Origin of the sequence: Roseovarius atlanticus (genome assembly GCF_019802205.1) — a bacterium.
GTDB lineage: Bacteria > Pseudomonadota > Alphaproteobacteria > Rhodobacterales > Rhodobacteraceae > Roseovarius > Roseovarius atlanticus_A.
Genome location: NZ_JAHVHQ010000002.1, coordinates 83,134 through 102,732, shown reverse-complemented (window position 1 = coordinate 102,732; position 19,599 = coordinate 83,134). Strand labels below are relative to the sequence as shown.

18 protein-coding genes are annotated in these 19,599 nt (G+C 67.6%); 7 read left to right on the top strand and 11 right to left on the bottom strand.

Annotation, left to right across the window (positions count from 1 at the left end; genetic code table 11):
* Positions 1-2: 2 nt before the first annotated feature.
* The 5 genes from KUV49_RS00565 to KUV49_RS00545 all read right to left on the bottom strand — a co-directional run bounded on the left by KUV49_RS00565 (position 3) and on the right by KUV49_RS00545 (position 4,487).
* Positions 3-854 carry a DMT family transporter gene (locus tag KUV49_RS00565; RefSeq protein ID WP_222451139.1) on the bottom strand — a complete coding sequence of 284 codons (852 nt, stop codon included), beginning with the start codon at positions 852-854 and terminating at the stop codon, positions 3-5.
* A gap of 109 nt (positions 855-963) precedes the next feature.
* Entirely contained in the window at positions 964-1,902 is a 939-nt protein-coding gene (locus tag KUV49_RS00560) for a sterol desaturase family protein (protein WP_222451138.1), read from the bottom strand.
* Positions 1,899-2,291 (bottom strand): hypothetical protein, encoded by a 393-nt coding sequence (locus KUV49_RS00555; protein ID WP_222451137.1) that lies wholly within the window; start codon positions 2,289-2,291, stop codon positions 1,899-1,901. Before KUV49_RS00555 ends, KUV49_RS00560 begins: the two co-directional genes overlap by 4 nt.
* Positions 2,292-2,349: 58 nt before the next feature.
* Entirely contained in the window at positions 2,350-3,519 is a 1,170-nt protein-coding gene (locus KUV49_RS00550) for a trans-sulfuration enzyme family protein (protein WP_222451136.1), read from the bottom strand.
* A gap of 62 nt (positions 3,520-3,581) precedes the next feature.
* Positions 3,582-4,487 (bottom strand): DMT family transporter, encoded by a 906-nt coding sequence (locus KUV49_RS00545; RefSeq protein WP_222451135.1) that lies wholly within the window; start codon positions 4,485-4,487, stop codon positions 3,582-3,584.
* A 271-nt stretch (positions 4,488-4,758) separates the two neighbouring features.
* Here KUV49_RS00545 and KUV49_RS00540 point away from each other — a divergent pair, with 271 nt between their 5' ends.
* The 3 genes from KUV49_RS00540 (at position 4,759) to gndA (ending at position 8,552) form a co-directional block, all read left to right on the top strand.
* Positions 4,759-5,946 carry an aspartate aminotransferase family protein gene (locus KUV49_RS00540; protein WP_222451134.1) on the top strand — a complete coding sequence of 396 codons (1,188 nt, stop codon included), beginning with the start codon at positions 4,759-4,761 and terminating at the stop codon, positions 5,944-5,946.
* 11 nt (positions 5,947-5,957) lie between these two features.
* Positions 5,958-6,884 carry an ornithine carbamoyltransferase gene (gene argF / locus KUV49_RS00535; protein ID WP_222451133.1) on the top strand — a complete coding sequence of 309 codons (927 nt, stop codon included), beginning with the start codon at positions 5,958-5,960 and terminating at the stop codon, positions 6,882-6,884.
* Positions 6,885-7,145: 261 nt separating this feature from the next.
* A complete protein-coding gene (gene gndA, locus KUV49_RS00530) occupies positions 7,146-8,552 on the top strand; it encodes an NADP-dependent phosphogluconate dehydrogenase (protein ID WP_261391486.1) in 1,407 nt (468 codons plus the stop codon).
* Between the two features lie 83 nt (positions 8,553-8,635).
* Here the strand turns inward: gndA and KUV49_RS00525 are convergent, their stop codons facing one another.
* The 4 genes from KUV49_RS00525 to KUV49_RS00510 all read right to left on the bottom strand — a co-directional run bounded on the left by KUV49_RS00525 (position 8,636) and on the right by KUV49_RS00510 (position 13,926).
* Entirely contained in the window at positions 8,636-10,117 is a 1,482-nt protein-coding gene (locus KUV49_RS00525; RefSeq protein ID WP_222451131.1) for an inorganic phosphate transporter, read from the bottom strand.
* A gap of 80 nt (positions 10,118-10,197) precedes the next feature.
* Positions 10,198-10,659 (bottom strand): NUDIX hydrolase, encoded by a 462-nt coding sequence (locus KUV49_RS00520; protein ID WP_222451130.1) that lies wholly within the window; start codon positions 10,657-10,659, stop codon positions 10,198-10,200.
* A 91-nt stretch (positions 10,660-10,750) separates the two neighbouring features.
* Positions 10,751-13,195 (bottom strand): ATP-dependent helicase HrpB, encoded by a 2,445-nt coding sequence (hrpB, locus tag KUV49_RS00515; protein WP_222451129.1) that lies wholly within the window; start codon positions 13,193-13,195, stop codon positions 10,751-10,753.
* 8 nt (positions 13,196-13,203) lie between these two features.
* Complete coding sequence (locus KUV49_RS00510; protein ID WP_222451128.1) at positions 13,204-13,926, bottom strand: DUF3108 domain-containing protein; 723 nt, start codon at positions 13,924-13,926, stop codon at positions 13,204-13,206.
* 261 nt (positions 13,927-14,187) lie between these two features.
* Between KUV49_RS00510 and meaB the strand changes: the two genes are divergently transcribed.
* Entirely contained in the window at positions 14,188-15,177 is a 990-nt protein-coding gene (gene meaB / locus KUV49_RS00505) for a methylmalonyl Co-A mutase-associated GTPase MeaB (protein ID WP_222451127.1), read from the top strand.
* A gap of 250 nt (positions 15,178-15,427) precedes the next feature.
* Positions 15,428-16,129, top strand: coding sequence for a hypothetical protein (locus KUV49_RS00500; RefSeq protein WP_222451126.1), 702 nt, complete (start codon positions 15,428-15,430; stop codon positions 16,127-16,129).
* On the opposite strand, the gene KUV49_RS00495 is transcribed toward KUV49_RS00500, so the two are convergent.
* The gene (locus tag KUV49_RS00495; protein ID WP_222451125.1) at positions 16,072-16,962 is read right to left on the bottom strand and encodes a glycosyltransferase family 10 domain-containing protein; all 891 of its coding nucleotides are present in this window, start codon (positions 16,960-16,962) and stop codon (positions 16,072-16,074) included. The genes KUV49_RS00500 and KUV49_RS00495 overlap by 58 nt on opposite strands.
* Before the next feature lie 147 nt (positions 16,963-17,109).
* On the opposite strand from KUV49_RS00495, the gene KUV49_RS00490 reads away from it, so the two are divergent.
* Together KUV49_RS00490 and KUV49_RS00485 are read left to right on the top strand one after the other, a co-directional pair.
* Positions 17,110-17,601, top strand: a complete 492-nt coding sequence (locus KUV49_RS00490) for a flavin reductase family protein (protein ID WP_152491260.1) — start codon at positions 17,110-17,112, stop codon at positions 17,599-17,601.
* A 141-nt stretch (positions 17,602-17,742) separates the two neighbouring features.
* Positions 17,743-18,363, top strand: coding sequence for a hypothetical protein (locus KUV49_RS00485; RefSeq protein ID WP_222451124.1), 621 nt, complete (start codon positions 17,743-17,745; stop codon positions 18,361-18,363).
* Positions 18,364-18,373: 10 nt separating this feature from the next.
* Here KUV49_RS00485 and KUV49_RS00480 read toward each other — a convergent pair whose 3' ends face one another.
* Positions 18,374-19,390 (bottom strand): TraB/GumN family protein, encoded by a 1,017-nt coding sequence (locus KUV49_RS00480; RefSeq protein ID WP_222451123.1) that lies wholly within the window; start codon positions 19,388-19,390, stop codon positions 18,374-18,376.
* Positions 19,391-19,599: the final 209 nt, after the last annotated feature.

Below are 19,599 nucleotides of genomic sequence, written 5' to 3'. Positions count from 1 at the left end.
GCTCAGGTTTTGCGGCGGCGCGGCATGGAAAGCGCAACGCCGCCCAGAACGAGGGCGGAGGAGAGCACGATCTGCACGGTCAGGGATTCGTTCAGGAGGACGATGCCGCCCAGGAGCGCGATGATGGGTACTGTGAGCTGCGCGACGGCGGCAACGGAGGCGGCGAGCGAGGGCAGGACGGTGTACCAGAGCGCATATCCCAGCCCGGAGGTGACCGCGCCGGTGAAAACCGCGAGGAGGATGCCGTAGGTGGTGAGTGGCGCGGCGTCGGCGGGGCTGGGCAGGGCGAGCCAGGCCAGCAGGCCGAAGGGGGCGGCGAGGGTGAAGTTGGCGGCAGTGGCCTGAAGCGCGTCCTTCGATTTGCGGCCCGCGAGGGAATAGACGCCCCAGCCGATGCCCGCCAGCGCCATGAGCGCGCCATGCGCCGGGCTGACCGGCGTGCCGGCGCCGGGCCACATCAGCCAGGCGAGGCCGGCGAGCGCCAGCCCCGCGCCGATCCAGCGGCGGGCGGGCAGGGATTCGTGCGTGAGGAGCGCGGCGGCGAACATGGTGATCTGGACCATCCCGAAGAGGATGAGCGCGCCCAAGCCGGCATCGAGCGCGGTGTAGGCCAGCGAGAAGCCGTACATGTAGACAAGCAGCGAGACGACGCCCGCCACCCGCGCGGGCCCGCCGAGGCGCAGCCCGCCACGCAGGACGATGCAGAGACCGGCCAGCATCGCCGCCCCCGCCACCAGGCGGATCGCGCCGAAGGGGACGGCGTCGATATGCCCGCGCGCCAGCGCGAGGCGGTTGAGGATGGAATTGGCGGCGAAGGCCACCATCGTCAGGGCGGTCAGCAGGAAGAGGCGCATGGGCCATGCGTAGCGCGGGGCGAGGCGAAAGGGAATTCACTTTGGCGGGGGCGGAAATTTGAAAAATTTCCGGGCAATTTTCTTTTGAAGAAAATTCCCGCGCCCGTGATCAGGTGAGGTTCTCGAAGCCGGGCGTGTTCGCGTCCTCGGGATGCTTGGCGAGGTGCTTGCGCTTGATCGTCTCGGAGGTGTCGCGGCTGCCATCATGGCTCCAGCCCGGGGGCTGGATGCAATAGTTCAGCCGGTCGCGCCAGGTGATGCCGGGCTGGATCACGTCGCGGAAGATGCCGACCCATTCGTGAAAGGCGACGCGGATCGGGTTGAAGGTGCCCAGGTTGCGGACGAGGCCGTAGTCGACTTTCTCGCTGTCCTGCTCGGGGACGAAGGTGCCGAACATCCTGTCCCAGATGATGAAGACCCCGGCATAGTTGGCATCGAGATAGCGCGCGTTGCGGCCGTGGTGGACGCGGTGGTGCGAGGGCGTGTTCATCACCGCCTCGAACCAGCGGGGCAGGCGGGCGATCGCCTCGGTATGGATCCAGAACTGGTAAATGAGGTTCAGACCGCCGCAGAAGAGCACCATCGCGGGGTGAAAGCCCAGCAGGATCAGCGGCGCGCGGACCAGCATCATGAAGGTGAACGTGCCGGTCCATGTCTGGCGCAGGGCGGTCGTCAGGTTGTAGTGCTGCGAGGAATGGTGGTTGACGTGGCTGGCCCAGACCCAGCGGATGCGGTGGCCGAAGCGGTGGACCCAGTAGTAGCGCAGATCATCGAGCACGAAGCAGAGGAGCACCACCCAGATCGAGGTACCCAAGTCCAGCGGTGTGATCGCCCAGAGCGCCATGAAGAACCCGTAGGCGACGAAGCCCAGAAGGATGCCGGAGGCGACGTTGCCGGCGCCCATCACCAGAGACGTGAGCGCGTCGTAGGTCTCGTACCGGCCGCCGCGACGTTTGACGACGATCCAGACAAGCTCGATCAGGATGAGGGCGATGAAGACGGGGACGGCGAAGTTCACCACGTCGGGATAGGTCAGTTGATCGGTCATCTGCGGGCCTCCATCAGGCCGGGCCAGTGGCGGGCCTCTTCGGGGTCGAGCGTGAGGGTGATGCGTGGGGCGGTATAGTCGGGCAGGGCGATGCGCAGGCCTGTCCCGGTCTGCGTGATCTCTGCGCCGTCGAGGTATCGCGCCGTGGTATCCGCGCCCATGGGCCAGACGACGCCGCGGCCTTGCAGAGTCTCCACGAGCGCGGCGTGGCGGTCGTGGCTGAGAGTGATGCGCGTCGGTGTGTCCTCGGGAAATTCGCGTAGCCAGGCGCGGCCGGCGGCGGCCTCGTTGTCGAACGTGGCGGGTTGCGAGAGGCCGAGCAGGTGCAAAAGCACCGCAATGCCTGCGATGCCGAGCACGACCATCGGTAACAAGATGCTGAGCGGCATGTCCTCTTCCCTCGCGTCGTATCTAGCCCGGGAAGGGGGCGCACGATCAAGGGTGACGTTACGACCCCGCCGCCCCCGCGCGGTCCAGCGCCTGTTCGAGGTCGGCGATGAGGTCGCCCGCATCCTCGATCCCGATCGACAGGCGCAGAAGGCGGGGATGGACCGGGAAGCCCTCGCCCGAGACGGTCTTGCGGTGTTCGATCAGGCTTTCGACGCCGCCCAGCGACGTGGCGGGATAGAAGACCTCGCAATGGCGGCTGACGTCGATGGCGGTCTGCTCGGTGCCCTTGACGAGGATCGAGAGCATCCCGCCGTAAAGGCCGCCGGTCTGGCGCCTGGCGATCTCGTGGTCGGGGTGCGAGGGCAGGCCGGGATACATCACCGCCTCGATGCCCGGATGCCCCTCGAAGTGCCGGGCGACGGCCAGGGCGTTCTGGGTCGCGCGCTCAACGCGCAGCATCAGGGTGCGCATCCCGCGAATGAGTAGGAAGGCGTCGAAGGAATGCAGGACGGTGCCCTGGATCATGCGGGTGTGGAAGATCTCGTCCCAGTACGTCCCGGTCTCGCGCACAGACAGAACGCCGGCGGTCACGTCGGAATGGCCGTTGAGGTACTTGGTGGCGGAGTGAAAGGAGATGTCCGCGCCAAGCTCCAACGCGCGGGTGGCGCAGGGAGGCGTGCCGGTGCAGTCGGTGACAAGCCTGGCCCCGGCGGCGTGGGCGATGTCGGCGGCCGCGGCGATGTCTGTCGTGTCCCAGTTGGGGTTGTTGGGGCTTTCGACCCAGACAAGCGCGGTTTCATCTTTGCGTAGCGCGGCCTGCATCGCGTCAAGATCGCCCGCCGGGTAATAGCTGACCTCCAGCCTGTCCTTGGCCGCGAAGGTCTGAAACTGGGCGAGAACGCCGTGATACATGACCTCTGGCACCACGACATGGGCGTGGGCGGGCAAGTGGTCGATCACCGCCGTGGCCGCGCCCATGCCCGACGAGAAGAGCAGGCTTTCGGTGGCGCCTTCGAGGTCGGCGATGATCGCCTCGGCCTGTTCGGTGGTGACGTTGCTGTCGCGGCGGTACATGTAGCTTTGGCGCAAGGCATAGTTTTCATCCCGCGCGTAGGTGGCGGCGGTCTGGATCTGCGGCACGATCGCGCCGGTGACGGGGTCGTGATAGCGCAGCGCCTGGGCCAGTTTGGTGGCGGGAGAGAGCGGGCGGTTGGGGCGGTGGGCCATGGGGCAATTCCTTTCAGCGTCGGCGCAGACGGTAGGCATTTGGTTCGCGATGGCAAGCCGGGTCAGAGCGGGCGCGCGGGTGGAACCGTGGGGGATTTGAGCCGCGCCTCGCGCCAGGCCAGAAGCGCGGCGCCGGAGAGAACTGTCACGGCGCCCAGAACGGATATCGCATCCGGCAGGACCGAGAACACGGCGGCATCGTAGAGCGCGGCGAAGACCAGCGTGGCATAGAAGAAGGGGGCCACGAAGCTGGCATCGGCGCGGGCCAGCGCGTTGACGAAGCAGGCTTGCGCGGTGGCCATCAGCAGACCGATCCCGGCGAGCGCGGCCCATTGTGCCGGGGTGGGCGCGGTCCAGACGAAATAGGCCGCCGCACTGGCGATGAGGCTGCCGAAGAGGTTGTTGATCAGCAGGATCTGAAGCGGGCGTTCCCGGCCCGAAAGAAACTTGATCGCGATGAGTTCCATGCCGAAGCAGGCGGCGGCGGCGAGGGCCAGGAGCGCGCCGGGTTCGATACTGCCGCCGCCGGGGCGGGTCAGGATCAGCGCGCCCAGAAGGGCGATGGCGGCGGCGGTCCAGCGGACGGGGCCGACCTTTTCGCCAAGGATGGGAATCGCCAGCATCATGCCGAAGACCGGGTTCAGGAAGGTGATCGCGGTGGCGTCGGACAGAGGGATGAACGCGGCGGCGGCGAACATCAGGGTGACGCCGCCCCAGCCGAGGCCCGAGCGCAGAAGGTGCAGGTGCAGCGCCGGGCGCACGACGCGGAACCGCGTGGCGGCGGCGAAGATGGATATGGTGACGAGCGCGAAGACGAACCGGCCCTGGCTGACCTGCAACGGATGCAGGGCGGGGCCGAGCGCGTCGGTGCCCAGCGCCTTGGCCAGAAGCGTGCAGCCGGCGATGAAGGCGGCGGCGGCAAGGGTCAACAGCGCGGCGGCGCCGGGGTTCTGGACGGGCGTGGTCATGCTGACTGACGTGGCAGGCGGCAACGGGAAACTCAAGCGCCATATCGAGGCGCGCCAAGAAAACGCTTTGCGCGGGGCGCGGAACCGGGTATGTCACCCCGCATGATCGAACGCCGTACATATGCCATGAGCCGACGCCGCCGCACCTGCGCCTGACGTCTCGTTCGCCTGTTCGATCCCCCCGGTGCCCAAGCGCACCACCTTCTTCCACCATTGACGAACGCCCTGCCATACGGCACTCAAAGGGCTTCCATACTTGAGGATACCCCAGATGATCCCCTCCGTTCTGCCGACCTATAACCGTGCACCGCTCAGCTTTGTCAAAGGCGAGGGCGCCTGGCTGATCGAGGCGGATGGTCGACGTTTCCTGGACCTGGGCGCGGGGATCGCGGTGAACGCGCTGGGCCATGCGCATCCCGCGCTGGTGGCCGCGCTGACCGAACAGGCGGGGGCGCTGTGGCATACCTCGAACCTTTACCGGATTCCCAAGCAGCAGGAACTGGCCGACAAGCTGGTGGCCGAGACCTTTGCCGACACGGCGTTTTTCTGCAACTCGGGCACCGAGGCCTGCGAGCTGGCGGTGAAGATGTGCCGCAAGTATTTCTTTGACGCGGGTCAGCCCGACCGGACCGACATCATCGCCTTCCAGGGCTCGTTTCACGGCCGGTCGAGCGCAGGGATTGCCGCCGCCGGATCGGAGAAGATGACCAAGGGGTTCGGGCCGCTGTTGCCGGGGTTCAAGCATGTGCCGTTCGGTGACCATGACGCGCTGCACGCCGCGATTGACGAGCATACGGCGGCGATCCTGCTGGAGCCCGTGCTTGGCGAGGGCGGGATCAAGCCGGTGCCGGACCAGTGCCTGAAGGGGCTGCGCGACCTGTGCGACGAGAAGGGCATCCTTTTGATTTTCGACGAGGTGCAGTGCGGCATGGGCCGAACCGGCAAGCTCTTTGCGCATGAATGGGCGGGGATCACGCCCGACATCATGATGGTGGCCAAGGGCATCGGCGGAGGCTTTCCGCTGGGCGCGCTGCTGGCCACGGAAAAGGCGGCGAGCGGCATGACCGCGGGCACGCATGGCTCGACCTATGGCGGCAACCCGCTGGGCTGCGCGGTGGGGTGCGCGGTGATGGATATCGTGGCTGATCCCGAATTCCTGGCCGAGGTGAACCGCAAGGCGGGGCTGTTCCGGCAGAAGCTGGAAGGGCTGGTGGCGGCGCATCCGGAGGTGTTCAAGGGCGTGCGCGGATCGGGCCTGATGCTGGGGCTGGAATGCGTGGCGACCAATACCGACGTGGTGGCCGCCGGCTATGAGGCCGAAGTGGCCGTGGTGCCCGCGGCGGAGAACGTGGTGCGCCTGTTGCCGCCGCTGAACATCTCGGATGACGAGATCGGCGAGGCGGTGGCGCGGCTGGACAAGGCCGCAACCGCGGTGAAGACGGCACTGGCCGAGGCGTGAGGAGCGAGACGATGCAGCATTTTCTGGATATTCACACGACCGATGCGGGCGAGTTGCGCGGGATCATCGACGGGGCGCGGCATATGAAGACCGCGCGCGCCGGACGGCCGCGCGGTGCGGCGGATGACGAGCAGCCGCTGGCGGGCCGGATGGTGGCGCTGATCTTCGAGAAGCCGTCGACGCGGACGCGCACCAGTTTCGACGTGGGCGTGCGCCAGATGGGCGGCGAGACGATGGTGCTGTCGGGCGCGGACATGCAGCTGGGGCATGGCGAGACCATCGCCGACACCGCTCGGGTGATGAGCCGCTACGTGGACCTGATCATGATCCGGACCTTCGACGAGAGCGTCTTGCAGGAGATGGCCGAGTATGCCGACGTGCCGGTGATCAACGGGCTGACCGACCGCACGCATCCCTGCCAGATCATGGCCGACGTGATGACCTATGAAGAGCATCGCGGTCCGATCAAGGGCAGGAAGGTGGTCTGGGCCGGGGATGGCAACAACGTCTGTTCGTCCTTCCTGCACGCGGCGGGGCAGTTCGGATTCGACATGACATTTACCGGGCCGTCGCAGCTGGACCCCGAGGAGGAATTCGTCGGGCTGGCACGCAAGGCGGGCAGCACGATCACCATCGAGCGTGACGCGGTAAAGGCCGTGGAGGGCGCGGACCTGGTGGTGACCGATACCTGGGTCAGCATGCATGACAGCCAATCGAGCAAGGAGCGGCGCCACAACATGCTGCGGCCCTACCAGGTGAATGCCGAGCTGATGAAGCACGCCAAGGACGATGCGCTGTTCATGCATTGCCTGCCCGCGCATCGCGAGGAAGAGGTGACGAGCCCCGTCATGGACGGCCCGCATTCGGTGGTGTTCGACGAGGCCGAGAACCGCCTGCACGCGCAGAAGGCGATCATGCGCTGGTGTCTGGGCGTCTGAGCCTGACCTGAAAGAGCGCGGTTCCCGCGCGCAGGCTGGTCTCGTCGTTGCCCTTGCGGGCGCCTCCTCGGGGGCGGGATGGCGGGTGCGACGCGTCACGGCGCGGTCCGGCTGGCGTGGCGGAGGCCCGGCCTGCCTTCGGCGAGAGTATTTCTGCCAAGAAAAAGGGCGAGGCGCGGGAAAGGCCGCCGGGGGCGCGACCGGGTTTCTTGGCATCCGGCGCGGGGCGGTCTACGCTGGCCGGGAAGCATGGGAGCGGACATGACAGGCGGCACCGCACAGATCGGCGTATACGGGCTTGGCACGATGGGCAGCGCCCTGGCGCTGAACATGACCGAGAAGGGCTTCGACGTGGCGGTGACCAACCGCGAATCGGACTGGATCGGTGCATTTGTCCAGGAGGCCGGGCCGCTGGCCGAGCGCCTGCATCCGCATGAGGATTTGCGCGATTTCGTCGCCGGGCTGAAGACGCCGCGGGTGATGCTGTTCATGATCCCGTCGGGCAGGCCGATGGATGCGATGATCGAGGAAGTCGCTCCCCTGCTGGACGAGGGCGACACGATCATCGATGGCGGCAATGCCGATTTCCACGACACCCGGCGGCGGTCGAAGGCGCTGGCCGAAAAGGGCCTGCATTTCGTCGGCATGGGTGTGTCGGGTGGCGAGCAGGGCGCGCGGCACGGGCCGTCGATGATGGTGGGCGGCAGCGATCACAGCTGGGAGCAGTTGCGCGACGTGCTGCGGGCCATTGCCGCGCGGTATGAAGATGACCCATGCGTCGATCACCTTGGGCCGGACGGGGCGGGGCATTTCGTCAAGACCGTGCATAACGGGATCGAATATGCCGACATGCAGGTGATCGCCGAGATCTATGGCCTGTTGCACAACGGCTGTGTCTGGCCGCCGGCGCAGATCGGGGCGCTGTTTTCCAGCTGGAACGAAGGGCCGCTGAAATCCTATCTGGTGGAGATCACCGGCGAATTGCTGGCCTATACCGACCCGGCGACCGGGCACCCGGTGGTGGACGTGATCAAGGATGCGGCGGGGCAGAAAGGCACCGGGCGCTGGACCGTGGTGGAAGCGGTGCGCATGGGCCAGGCCGCGACCATGATCGAGGCGGCGGTGGGCGCGCGCGCGTGGTCGTCGGAGAAGGACACGCGCATCAAGGCGCAGGACTTGCTGGGCGGCGAGCGCGGCCTGCTGTCCCTCGACGAGGACATCCTGAAGGAGGCTTTCATGGCGGCGCGGGTTCTGTGCTATGCGCAGGGGTTTCGCGTGCTGGAGGCGGCATCGCAGGAGTACGAGTGGCAGCTGGACCATGCGCGGATTGCCGAGGTCTGGCGCGCCGGATGCATTATCCGGTCGGTGCTGCTGGACGATATCGCGGCGGCGTTCCGCGAGGATCTGCCGCACGGGCAGTTGTTCCTGTCGCCGCGCTTCGCGGAGATCCTGAAACGCACGGTGCCGGCGCTGCGCAAGGTTGTGGCGGAGGCCGTGGTGGGGGGGCACGCGATCCCGGCGCTGTCGGCGGCGCTGCAATGGTATGACAGCATGCGGCAGGGCTATGGCACCGCCAACATCATCCAGGCGCAGCGGGATTTCTTCGGCTATCATGGCTTCGCGCGGCTGGGGCAGGAGGGCAGGTTCCACGGGCCGTGGTGGGACTGAGCCTTGCGCCTCAAGGGCAAGGGTGTCGCGCGATGGCACGGTAGAGGCCCATGAAAGACCGGCCCGGGCGGCGGGGCTGAGGGTCAGCCTGTCAGGCTGTTGAGCACGAAGAAGATGAGGGCGGACATCAGCGCGGCGGCGGGCACGGTGATGACCCAGGCAGCGACAATGGTCATGAAATGGCTGCGCCGCACCAGCTTGCGCCGGCGGCGTTCCTCGGGGGCGAGGCGCTTGCCCTTGCCGCCGGTCGTCAACCCTTTGCGCAGGCGGCGTTCCATGTACCATTCCCGGAAGAACCCGACGCCGAAGACCCCGCCCACCGCGATATGCGTGGAACTGACGGGCAGCCCCAGCCAGCTGGCGACGATGACGGTGATCGCCGCCGACAGGGCGACGCAATAGGCGCGCATCGGATCGAGCTTGGTGATCTGGCTGCCGACCATGCGGATGAGCTTGGGGCCAAAGAGGAAAAGCCCGAAGGAGATGCCGAAGGCGCCGATGATCATGACCCAGAGCGGGATCGCCACCTCGCCGGCAAAGCCGCCGGCCTCGGAGGCGTAGACGATGGCGGCCAGCGGGCCCACGGCATTGGCGACGTCGTTCGCGCCGTGGGCGAAGGACAGGAGCGCCGCCGAGATGATGAGCGGCAGGCCGAACAGCGCCTTGAGCGAGCGGCGGCGGTTTTCCATGCCCTCGGACTGGCGCCGGATCAGGGGGATGGTCACGGCATAGATCACCGCCCCGGTCGCGGCGCCGATCAGAAGGGCCGTGCCGATGTCGATCCTGACGATGCGCTTGAGGCCTTTCATGGCGAGGTAGGTGGCGAAGGTCCCGGCCATCAGGCCGACGAGGATGGGCACCCAGCGGCGGGCGGCGGCGATCTTGTCTTCGCGGTAGGAGATGCGGGTCTTGATCAGGGCGAGGCAGGCGGCAGCGATGACACCGCCCAGGACCGGCGAGATCACCCAGCTGGCGGCGATGGCGCCCATGGTGGGCCAGTTCACGGTGGCAAGGCCGGCAGCGGCGATGCCGGCGCCCATGACGCCGCCGACGACCGAATGGGTGGTCGAGACCGGCGCACCGACCTTGGTGGCGAGGTTGACCCAGAGCGCGGCCGAGACCAGCGCGGCCATCATCGCCCAGATGAAGGTCTGGGTGTCCTGCATGCCGCCAGGGTCGATGATGCCCTTGGAGATGGTCGACACCACGTCGCCCCCGGCCAGAAGCGCGCCCGCGCTTTCGCAGATCGCGGCGATGACGATGGCACCGCCCATGGTGAGCGCGTTGGCGCCGACCGCCGGACCCATGTTGTTGGCCACGTCGTTGGCGCCGATGTTGAGCGCCATGTAGGCGCCGAAGATCGCCGCGGCGATGACCACCGTGTTGCTGGGAAACGCGCCGAAGAAAAGCGCCGCGCCAAGACCGGCGATGACCATGAAGGCCAGCGCGACGCCAAGCGAGACCAGCGGACGCGAGACATAGGCCGTCGCGTACTCGATCTGCGAGATGCGCCCGAGATCCTTGTCGAGCGTCTTCCACTGGTTGTTCTGCGGGTCCTCGGCCAACGGTCCCCTCCCGGTCCGGTTCGGGGCAGAGCGCTAGCCGGTCCGGCGCGGCGGTTCAATGCCGCGCTGTCATAAAAGCATTACATTTCCAGCAAAATGGCCTTGAGGCCCGGTTCCTGTACCATTTCAGCCGCATCCGCGGGGCTGACCCAGCGGCGGGTGCGCTCGTCATGTTCGGGGTATATGTCGGCGAGTTGCTTGACGCGGACCTTGAACACCTCGACCTCGACCGGGGCATCGTAGCCATCGTCGAGATGCTTGTCGTAGGCGTAGCTGCCGACATGGCCCTCGATTACGGCGCCATCGGCGACGCCGGCCTCTTCCCAGGCTTCCTGAAGGGCGGCCTCGGCGGCTTTCTTGCCGTCCATCGGCCAGCCCTTGGGCACGATCCAACGGCCGGTGCCGCGGCTGGTGATCAGCAGGACCTGCTTTTCCGCCGTCGGGGTCACCCGGTAACAAAGTGCGGCCACCTGCATTTCGGGTGGTCTGCGTAATATCGGCTGGACGAACTCCGCCCAGGCCCGCTTCATCGTATTTGTCATTGTGCTGCTCGTCTTAAAAAAGTCTTTTCGCTATTGTATATACGTTTCTTGCACCAAAAATCAAATTTTGCGTTCAATTTTGCTGAATTGGTCAGGAATTGCGGCGTTTGGCGCGCAGGGTCGGGTCGGCCTCGCGCGGGTTTTCGGGCCAGGGATGCCTGGGATACCGCCCGCGCATGTCCTTGCGCACGTCGGCATAGGAGCTGTCCCAGAAGCCGGGAATGTCGAGCGTGGTCTGCACCGGGCGGCCCGCCGGCGACAGGAGCGTGACGCGCAGGGGCGTGCGGCCCACGGTGGGGTGGGTCGTCTGACCGAACATTTCCTGCAGGCGCAGGGAAATCTCGGGATGGTCGCCGGAATAGTCGATGGGGATGCGCCGCCCCAGCGGCGTGGTGAAATGCGCCGGGGCGGCGGCGTCAAGGCGCTGCATCTGGTCATAGGTGAGGCGCGCGCGCAGGGCGTCCAGCATGTCGAAGCGCTTCCAGTCGGCGGCGGTCTTGAGGCCGGTGATATAGGGCAGGAGCCAGGTTTCGAGGTCTTCCAGGAGGGCGTCGTCGGTCATGTCCGGCAGGTCCTCGCCCGCCTCGCGCAGGAGGGCGACGCGCGCGGCGAAACGGCGGGCGGGGTCGGACCAGTTCAGGCCGAGGTCGCGGATGCCGTCGAGCATGGCAAGAGCGATGGCGTCGTCGGGGGCATCCTTCCACATGCGGTCATCCAGCACCAGCGCGCCGAAGCGTTCTTGTTTGCGGGCGATGACGCGGCGCTCGCGCCTGTCCCAGTGGCAGACGTCCTGCCAGGCGATCTGGTCGGCGAAGAGGGTGCGGAGTTCCGAGTCATAGAGCGCGATGGCCTGCCGGATACGGGCCTCGCGCGGGTTGCCGTCGAGGTCGGTGGCGACCAGCAGACGTTGACCGGCCAGCGGGTCCTCGTCGGGCAAAAGCGCGCCCTTGCCGCCGGACAGCACGAAGCGCGGCGCGTCGCCCTTGCGGCGCAGGCCGATGCGATCAGGATAGGCGAGGGCGGCGCATTCGGCGTCGGACACTCCGCTGTCCTGTGCCGATTTTGCCTGTGAGGCCAGGCGCTTGGCCTCGGCCCGGATGCGCATGACCGCGCCGTGGTTGGCGGGATGCGGGTGGCGGCCCTTGGGGTCGCGCAGGGCGGCCATGCGCAGGGCGAGGTCGACGGGCGCGCCGCGCGGCAGCGGATCGCGGTCGGCCAGGAGGGCGGCGAGCAGGGCCGCATCGGGTCCGGCGGTGCCCAGCATGTGGGCCAAGCGCGGATGCAGGGGGAGCTTTGCCAGCGCCTTGCCATGCTCGGTGATGCGGCTCTGCGCATCGAGCGCGCCCAGCATGTGCAGGAGCGCCTGCGCCTCGGCATAGCTGCCGGGATTGGGGGGCGTGAGGAAGGGCAGATCGGCGGGGGTGGCGCCCCAGAGCGCGAGTTCGAGGGCGAGGCCGGCGAGGTCCGTGGCCTCGATCTCGGCGGGGGGGTAGGCGGGCAGGGCGCCTTCCTCTCCCTTGGTCCAGAGGCGATAGCAGGTGCCTTCCGCGACGCGCCCCGCGCGGCCGGCGCGTTGCGTGGCTTCGGCGCGGGTCACGGGTTCGGTCACCAGCCGCGACATGCCGGAGCCGGGGTCGAAGCGGGCGCGGCGGGACTTGCCGCCGTCGACCACCACGCGGATGTCCTCGATGGTCAGCGAGGTTTCGGCGATGGAGGTGGCGAGGACCACCTTTCGGCCTTCGGTCACCGGGGCGATGGCGGCGCGCTGGGCGGCGAAGTCCATGGCGCCGAAGAGGGGGCGGATCTGGCAGTCGGGGGGCAGGTGGTCTTTCAGCAGGGCCTCGGTCCGGCGGATTTCGCCCTCGCCGGGGAGGAAGACGAGGACGCCGCCGGTGGTCTCGGAGACGGCTTTCGTCACAAGGTCGGCAAGGGCCGCGTCCCACCTTGTTTTCTTGCGCGTTGGCGTGTCGAGATGGCGGGTCTCGACCGGAAAGCTGCGGCCTTCGGAGGTGACGATGGGGGCCTGCATCAGCTCTGCCACCGGGGCGGCGTCGAGCGTGGCGGACATGGCCAGAAGCATAAGGTCGTCGCGCAGGGCGCCCGCGACTTCGAGGCAGAGGGCGAGGCCGAGGTCTGCGTTCAGGGAGCGTTCGTGGAATTCGTCGAAGATCACCGCGCCGATGCCGGTGAGTTCGGGGTCGGACTGGATGCGGCGGGTGAGGATGCCTTCGGTGACGACCTCGATCCGGGTGGCGCTTGAGACCCTGGCGTCGCCGCGCACGCGGTAACCGACTGTTTCGCCTGTCTTTTCGCCAAGGGTCGAGGCCATGCGCTCTGCCGCGGCGCGGGCGGCGAGGCGGCGGGGCTCCAGCATGAGGATGCGGCCCGTGGTGAGGTTTGCGTTCAGCATTTCAAGGGGCACGACGGTGGTCTTGCCGGCACCGGGGGGCGCTTGCAACACGGCGCGGCCGTGGTCCCGGAGCGCTGTCAGCAGCGCCGGAATCGCGTCGTCTATGGGAAGCCTGTCACGGGTCATGGCCCGCCTTATCGGCGATGCATCGACACTTTTCCATAACGGGTGCGCACGACGACGGTTTCGGCGCGCATGGTGTTTCCCTGCGGCGCGTAGATCACCGTGACGGGCGCGGTGCGGTGGCGCAGTTCGCGCTCGGAATAGCCGGCGATGCGGCGGTACTGGCCCGAGCACTGGACCCGCCCGCCATCGAGCGCCGCGCGGCTGGTCAGGCTGAGGCGGGCGTGGCGATGACCGTCGTAAACGTCTGCATTCAGGGAACAAAGCTGGTTCGGGGCCTGATCGCGCAGGGCGGCGTAGAGGGCCGTCAGCGGATCGTAGGCGCCGGGCAGGCTGCGCGGGTTGACGGCGGGTGCGCTGCTGCCGGTATCGCCGGTGACGCGGGTGGCGACACCGCCGGAAAAGGAGATCTTGAGGTTGGTGGAGCGGCTGCCCTCGGAGGTGACCTCGGAATAGCTGGCGGGAACGAACCGTTCCCCGGATTTGCCGCCCTGCGCGGCGAGGTCGAAGCTGGCCTGCTTGAGCGCGGACAGCGTGCCCGTGGTGGCGAACCGGGCACGGACATTGTAGCCGCTCGCCGTCTCGGTGCTGGCCATGGCCATTTCGCCGACCTTGGCGCCGATCATGCGCACGTCGTAGCGCGCCTGCATGCTGTCGGCCAGCGAAGGCGCCGCGCCGAGGGTCGTAAAGAGCGCCGCGAGGGCGAAATGGGTTAACCGGGTCTTGACTGTCACGTTGGGGCCTCTTGCATGGCGTCCGCGATGGGACATGGCGCAAGATGGACCCTAGCACAGTCGGTCCGGATTTCATCCCGGCATCTGACTCCGGGTCTGTCCGGGAGTGTCGGCGCAACCCGTTACGATTTCGTAAACCCGTCCTGCGGGGGCGGGTGGAGCCGCGGTTGCTGGACATTTCCGGCCCGGCTGGGGCACAAGTCGGAAGGCCCTGACAAGGCCGCGCCACGCCGCGCACCGGACCGGAGGAGACGACGCGCCATGACCGACACGGATAAGCTTGCCGACCAACTGCTGGCGCAGGAGCGCCGGGCCCTGGCGCGGTCGATCACGCTGGTGGAAAGCGGGCGGGCCGATCACCGCGAGGCGGCGCAGGCCCTGCTGGACCGGGTCGCGGGGCATGGCAAGCAGGCAATTCGCATCGGGCTGTCGGGCACGCCGGGGGTTGGAAAAAGCACGTTTATCGAAGCGTTCGGCATGATGCTGACCGGGATGGGGCTGCGGGTGGCGGTGCTGGCGGTGGACCCCAGCTCGGCGCGCTCGGGCGGCTCGATCCTGGGCGACAAGACGCGGATGGAACGGCTGAGCCGGGAGCCGGGCGCGTTCATCCGCCCTTCGCCCAGCCAGACGCATCTGGGCGGCGTGGCGCGGCGCACCCGCGAGGCGGTGACGCTGTGCGAGGCGGCGGGATTCGACGTGGTGCTGATCGAGACGGTGGGCGTGGGCCAGTCCGAGACGGTGGTGTCGGAGATGTGCGATCTGTTCCTGCTGCTGCTGGCGCCCGCGGGCGGGGACGAGTTGCAGGGCGTGAAGCGCGGGATCATGGAGATTGCCGATCTGATCCTTGTAAACAAGGCCGATGGCGATCTGAAATCGGCGGCGACCCGGACCTGCAGCGACTATTCGGGCGCGCTGCGCCTGCTGCGCAAGCGGCCGCAGGACCCGGAGGGGTTTCCGAAGGCGATGATGGTGTCTGCCTTGCAGGACGAAGGGTTGAAAGCGGCCTGGGACGAGATGAACGCGCTGGTCGACTGGCGCCGTGAGAACGGGCATTTCGACGCAAGGCGCGAGGCGCAGGCGCGCTATTGGTTCGGCGAGGAAGTGAAGCGCGGACTGATGGCGCAGCTGGAGACACCGCAGGCGCGGGCGCTGATGGAAGAGGGCGCCGAGGACGTGGCCGAAGGGCGCACGGTGCCCAGCGTGGCGGCGCAGCGGGTGCTGGACCGTCTGCGCGGTGCGCAGGAGGGTTAATCGGGGCGGCGGCCCTATTTGGCACGTCGGTATCGCGTCGGTATCCAAGTGGTATTGCGACGGTGCGGTGCGCCGCGCGTTCAAACGTTAACGGGGCCGGACTCGGGCCGCGCGGTCTTGCATCGTTCTGACGGCGGTGGGCACCCATCCCGGACTTGATCCGGGATCTCCGGCGCGGAACGCCGCGTCTTGAAAGCGCGCGGTACCGCCGTCAAGCTGCGGGGGCAGATCTTGCCGGAAAGCCTGCCCGATGTATGCCATCTCGCTGACCTCGATCCCGCCGCGCCTTGCCCGCCTCGGGCCGGTGCTGGAGGCGCTTCTGGCGCAGCGCCCCGCGCCGGAGCATGTCTTTCTGAGCCTGCCCGAGCGCTATGCCCGGTTTCCCGGTCCGGTGACGCTGCCGTGCCTGCCTGCGGGCGTGACGTTGTTGCGCGGCGGCGCGGATCTTGGACCGGCGATGAAGGCCTTGCCCGCCGCGCGGGCGCTGGCGGGGCGGGATATGCGGCTGATCTATTGCGATGACGACTGGCTGCCGGCGCTCGATTGGGCCGCGCAGCTGCTGACCGACGCGGAGGACGTGGCCACGACCGGGCAGGCGTGGGACATCGCGCGCCTGGGCCGCATGGGCGCCGGGGCCGACATCGCGCAGGGCTTCGCAGGGGTGTGCATCCGTCCCGAATGGCTGGCGGGGCCGGAGGTGGACCCGCCACCCGAGGCCACCCTGGCCGACGACATCTGGTTGTCGGGTCAGCTGGCGCGGCAGGGCGTCACGATCCGGGCGCGGCCCGAGGCCCGCCGGCGGTTGCGCCCGGCCTTCGACGATGCGCACGCGCTTCAGGACAGAACGCCGCGCGATGCGGTCAACCGCGCCTGTGCGGCGCTGGTGCATGCCCGCTATGGCGTCTGGCCGGAGGCGTCGTCCGCCAGCACGGCGCGGGCGGCGCGCTCGTAGAGGTCGGCATAGGATACGGCCTGGGGAATCGCCGCCTCCAGCGCGGGCAGGAGCGCGGCATAGCGCGCGTCGGAGAGGTCGCGCAGGGCCTCTTTCATCTCGGTCTCGGTCTGGCAGACGATCATGCCGCCGGGGTCGATGAAATCGGCGATGTTGGGACAGCCCCAGTAGATCGGCACGCATTTGCAGAGCAGCGCGTCGATCAGCTTTTCGGTGAAATAGTTCGGTTCGCGCACGTTCTCGATCACCAGCGAAAAGCGGTAGGGCGCGAGGCCGTCGGCCTTGTGCTCGAAGGGCTGGTAGCCGCCGCCCATCACGTCGACGTCGAGACCGCCCGCCCTGACGTGATCGGCCATGGCATGACGCAGCGCGTGCCCTTCCTGGGAACGCTTGGCCGAGGCGATGAGGCTGCAGGCCCTGGTCTTGGTCACGTCGAGCCGGGTCCAGTCGCCGACCCAGGTGGTGCCCAGGGGGAAGAGCACGCCGTTGGGGATCGCCTGCAGCAGGCCGGGATTGGAACACAGCACCTTGTGGAAGCGGGCATACTGGTGGCGCAGCTTGCGCATGTGATCGCCGTGGATCGCCTCGGGTTCCAGCACCATGACCGAGACCCTGGCCGGTGTGCCCAGCCAGGGCCGGCGATAGAGCAGACTGGAGGTGTTGACGATGAGGTGATCGGTGCGGTCGAGATTCCGCAGCGTCTTGTCGCTGCCGCCGAGCCGGTCGGGACGCCCCAGGGGCCAGACCAGCCGGTCCAGCGGCACCCGACCGGGGCGCAGGCCCGGGCGGACGTCATAGGGCATCACGGCGATGGCGGGTGAAACATCTGTCATGGCGGCCCTGATACGGTCAAACCCCGGGGCGCGCAATCCGGCGCGTTCGCATTCGGTTCGGGGCCGTGCGCCATTGACATCCCGGCCCGGGATGCCAGCTTATGCCCCACCCGGAGAGAGACGGGTTCGGGTCAAGAAGGCAGCAGGATGACAGAGGCGCGCGACGCATTCATCGGGGCCATGCGGCAGGTGGCCGCCACGGTGACCGTTGTCACGACGGATGGTCCCGCCGGCAAGGCGGGGGCCACGGTCAGTGCGTTCACGTCGCTGTCGGCCGACCCGCCGTCGGTGCTGGTGTGCCTGAAGGCCGACAGCAGCATCGCGCTGGCGGTGGATGCCAACGGCACGTTCTGCGTCAACATCCTGCCGGAGGATGCCGACCACCTGGCCCGCCGCTTTGCCGGGATGTTCGATGCCGACAGCCCCGACCGTTTCGAGGGCGTCGAGGTGGTCGACACGGAATACGGCCCGCTATTGCCCCGTGCGACGGCGTTTTCGTGCAGCCTGACGCATCGCCATGTCCATGGCAGCCACGCCATCTGCATCGGCGATGTCACGGGCATTTCCGATGCCGGGGAACGGCCGCTGACCTATATGAGCGGCAGTTTTCATATCGTGCGTCCCAAGGCGCAGGTCTGATCCGGGCCGCCGCCGCGCGGCGCGTCTGCAACCATCACGCGATTTCCCTGATTTCCGCGCAATCGCGCTTTCGGTTCGCCGCAATCTCGCCCCGATTCGCGCTTAACGCTGCGTAAAACAACGGGCGAAGGGACGGGCGAGATGAGCTATCTGGAGGCGGGCAGGAAGGTCGGCAACAGTACGATCGACATGCAGGCGACGATGCGCGGGCTTGTCGCCGGCGAACGGTTGCAGAGGTTCAAGCTGGAGGCGGTGACGGAAATGGCGTTGCGGGTCACCGGGATCGTGATGATCATGAGCTCGATCGCGATGTGGTTCTTCCTGCCGGTCGATCCGACGACCGGACGGCTGGCGTCGTTCGGGCTGATGGCTTCGGTTCTGGCCGCGGCGGGGCTGGGGGTTTTCGCGTTCGGCACGCGCGGGTTCCGGCGTCGCATCACGCTGGACGTGGAGGCGGGCACCCTGACCCTGACCAAGATCAACATTCACGAACAGGCGCGGGTGAACCACGAGATCGACCTTGGCTCGATCGAAAGCGTTTTTCTGCGCCGCTCGATCCAGCCCGGCGGCATAGCCACGTTGCTGGTGCGGGTGGCCGGACAGGACGCGCCGGCCATCGCGCTGTCGGGGGATCTGAGCGAGGTCGAGGACGTTCACGCCCAGCTGTGCGCGGTATTGCAACGCGGTTCCGTCCGCCCCGAGCGCGCGGCGACGTTGCGCCTGGCCGGGGCGCGGAAATCCGCGCGGGCGCTCGCCGGCTGAGCCGCGGCCGCTAGAGCGGGACGCGCGATACGGTATAGCCGGCCTGTTCCAGCAGCCTGAGGATGCCGGCATCGCCCGGCAGGTGCCCCGCGCCCACCGCGATCAGCACGTGATCCCCGGGCGTCACCTGCGCGTCCAGCCGTTCGATCCAGCCCTGGTTGCGTTTTTCCAGAAGCAGGTCTTCGACCATGGCGAACCCGTCGGCGCCGGCATCGCCGCCGAATTCCTCGGAGACATAGCGCGAGAAGGCCAGCGTCAGGGCGATCTCTTCGCTGAGGTAGCGTTCGCGGATGGTGTAGGACAGGTCATTCATGTCACCGGGCCAGGCCAGGGACATGCGGATCATCTCGATCTGGTCGTCCATCGGAAAGCTGTCCAGCAGGGTCAGCAGGTCCTCGAAATCCTCCAGCGAGCGGCTGGGGGTGCCGGCGTCCCTGGCGCGTTCGCCCACCAGCATGTCGATGCCCTTGGCCTCGAAGGCGCCGGACTGTGCCTCGCAGGGGCCGATACCCAGCATCATGCCGGCCCAGAGCGGCTTGAACTTGGCGGCCATGAAGCCGGGAATCATCCGCGCCTGCATCTCTTCGCGGTAATGCTGCCAATCCTCCTCGCCCAGAAGGTCGGGCAGGGTGGGGCCTTCGGTGATGAACATGAGCGACGGATTTTCGGCCATCGCCCGCTGCATGGCGGTCTGATCCTCGGAGGAGACTTCCAGGTAGATCTTGTCGGCGGCGGCGATCATCGGAGCCAGGCGGTCGAGATGCGCGTCGGTCAGGCGATGCCTGAAATGGTAGGTGCCGAAGATGTCGATCACCGTGTCGCCGCGCGTGGCCTGCCACAAGAGCCCCTCGGGGTGGGGCATGGCGGCGGCCTCGCGCCTGAGGTTTTCCTGGGTTTCGGGGTCCAGCGTGTCGATTAGGTCTACGCCGTCGCAGGTGGCGCCACCCGTGCCCTGGGCCGCCACCGGCGCGGCGAGCGTGACGGCGAGGATCGCGGGGGCAAGCAGTGCGGACCAGGGAAATTTCATCGTTCCACCCATTGAATTCAGGCTGTGAGACAAGATGTAGAGGGGGTGGACCGGGCGCGCAACAAAGCGCCGTCCGCCGCCCGAAAAATTTTCCAGATGGAATGTTGACAGGCTCGTGATCGCTCCTTAGCTATGCGCCGTTAGCACTCGACTACGGTGAGTGATAACGGCCTCCGCAGGGAGGCGTGAGGGAAACTTGATAGCCAAGG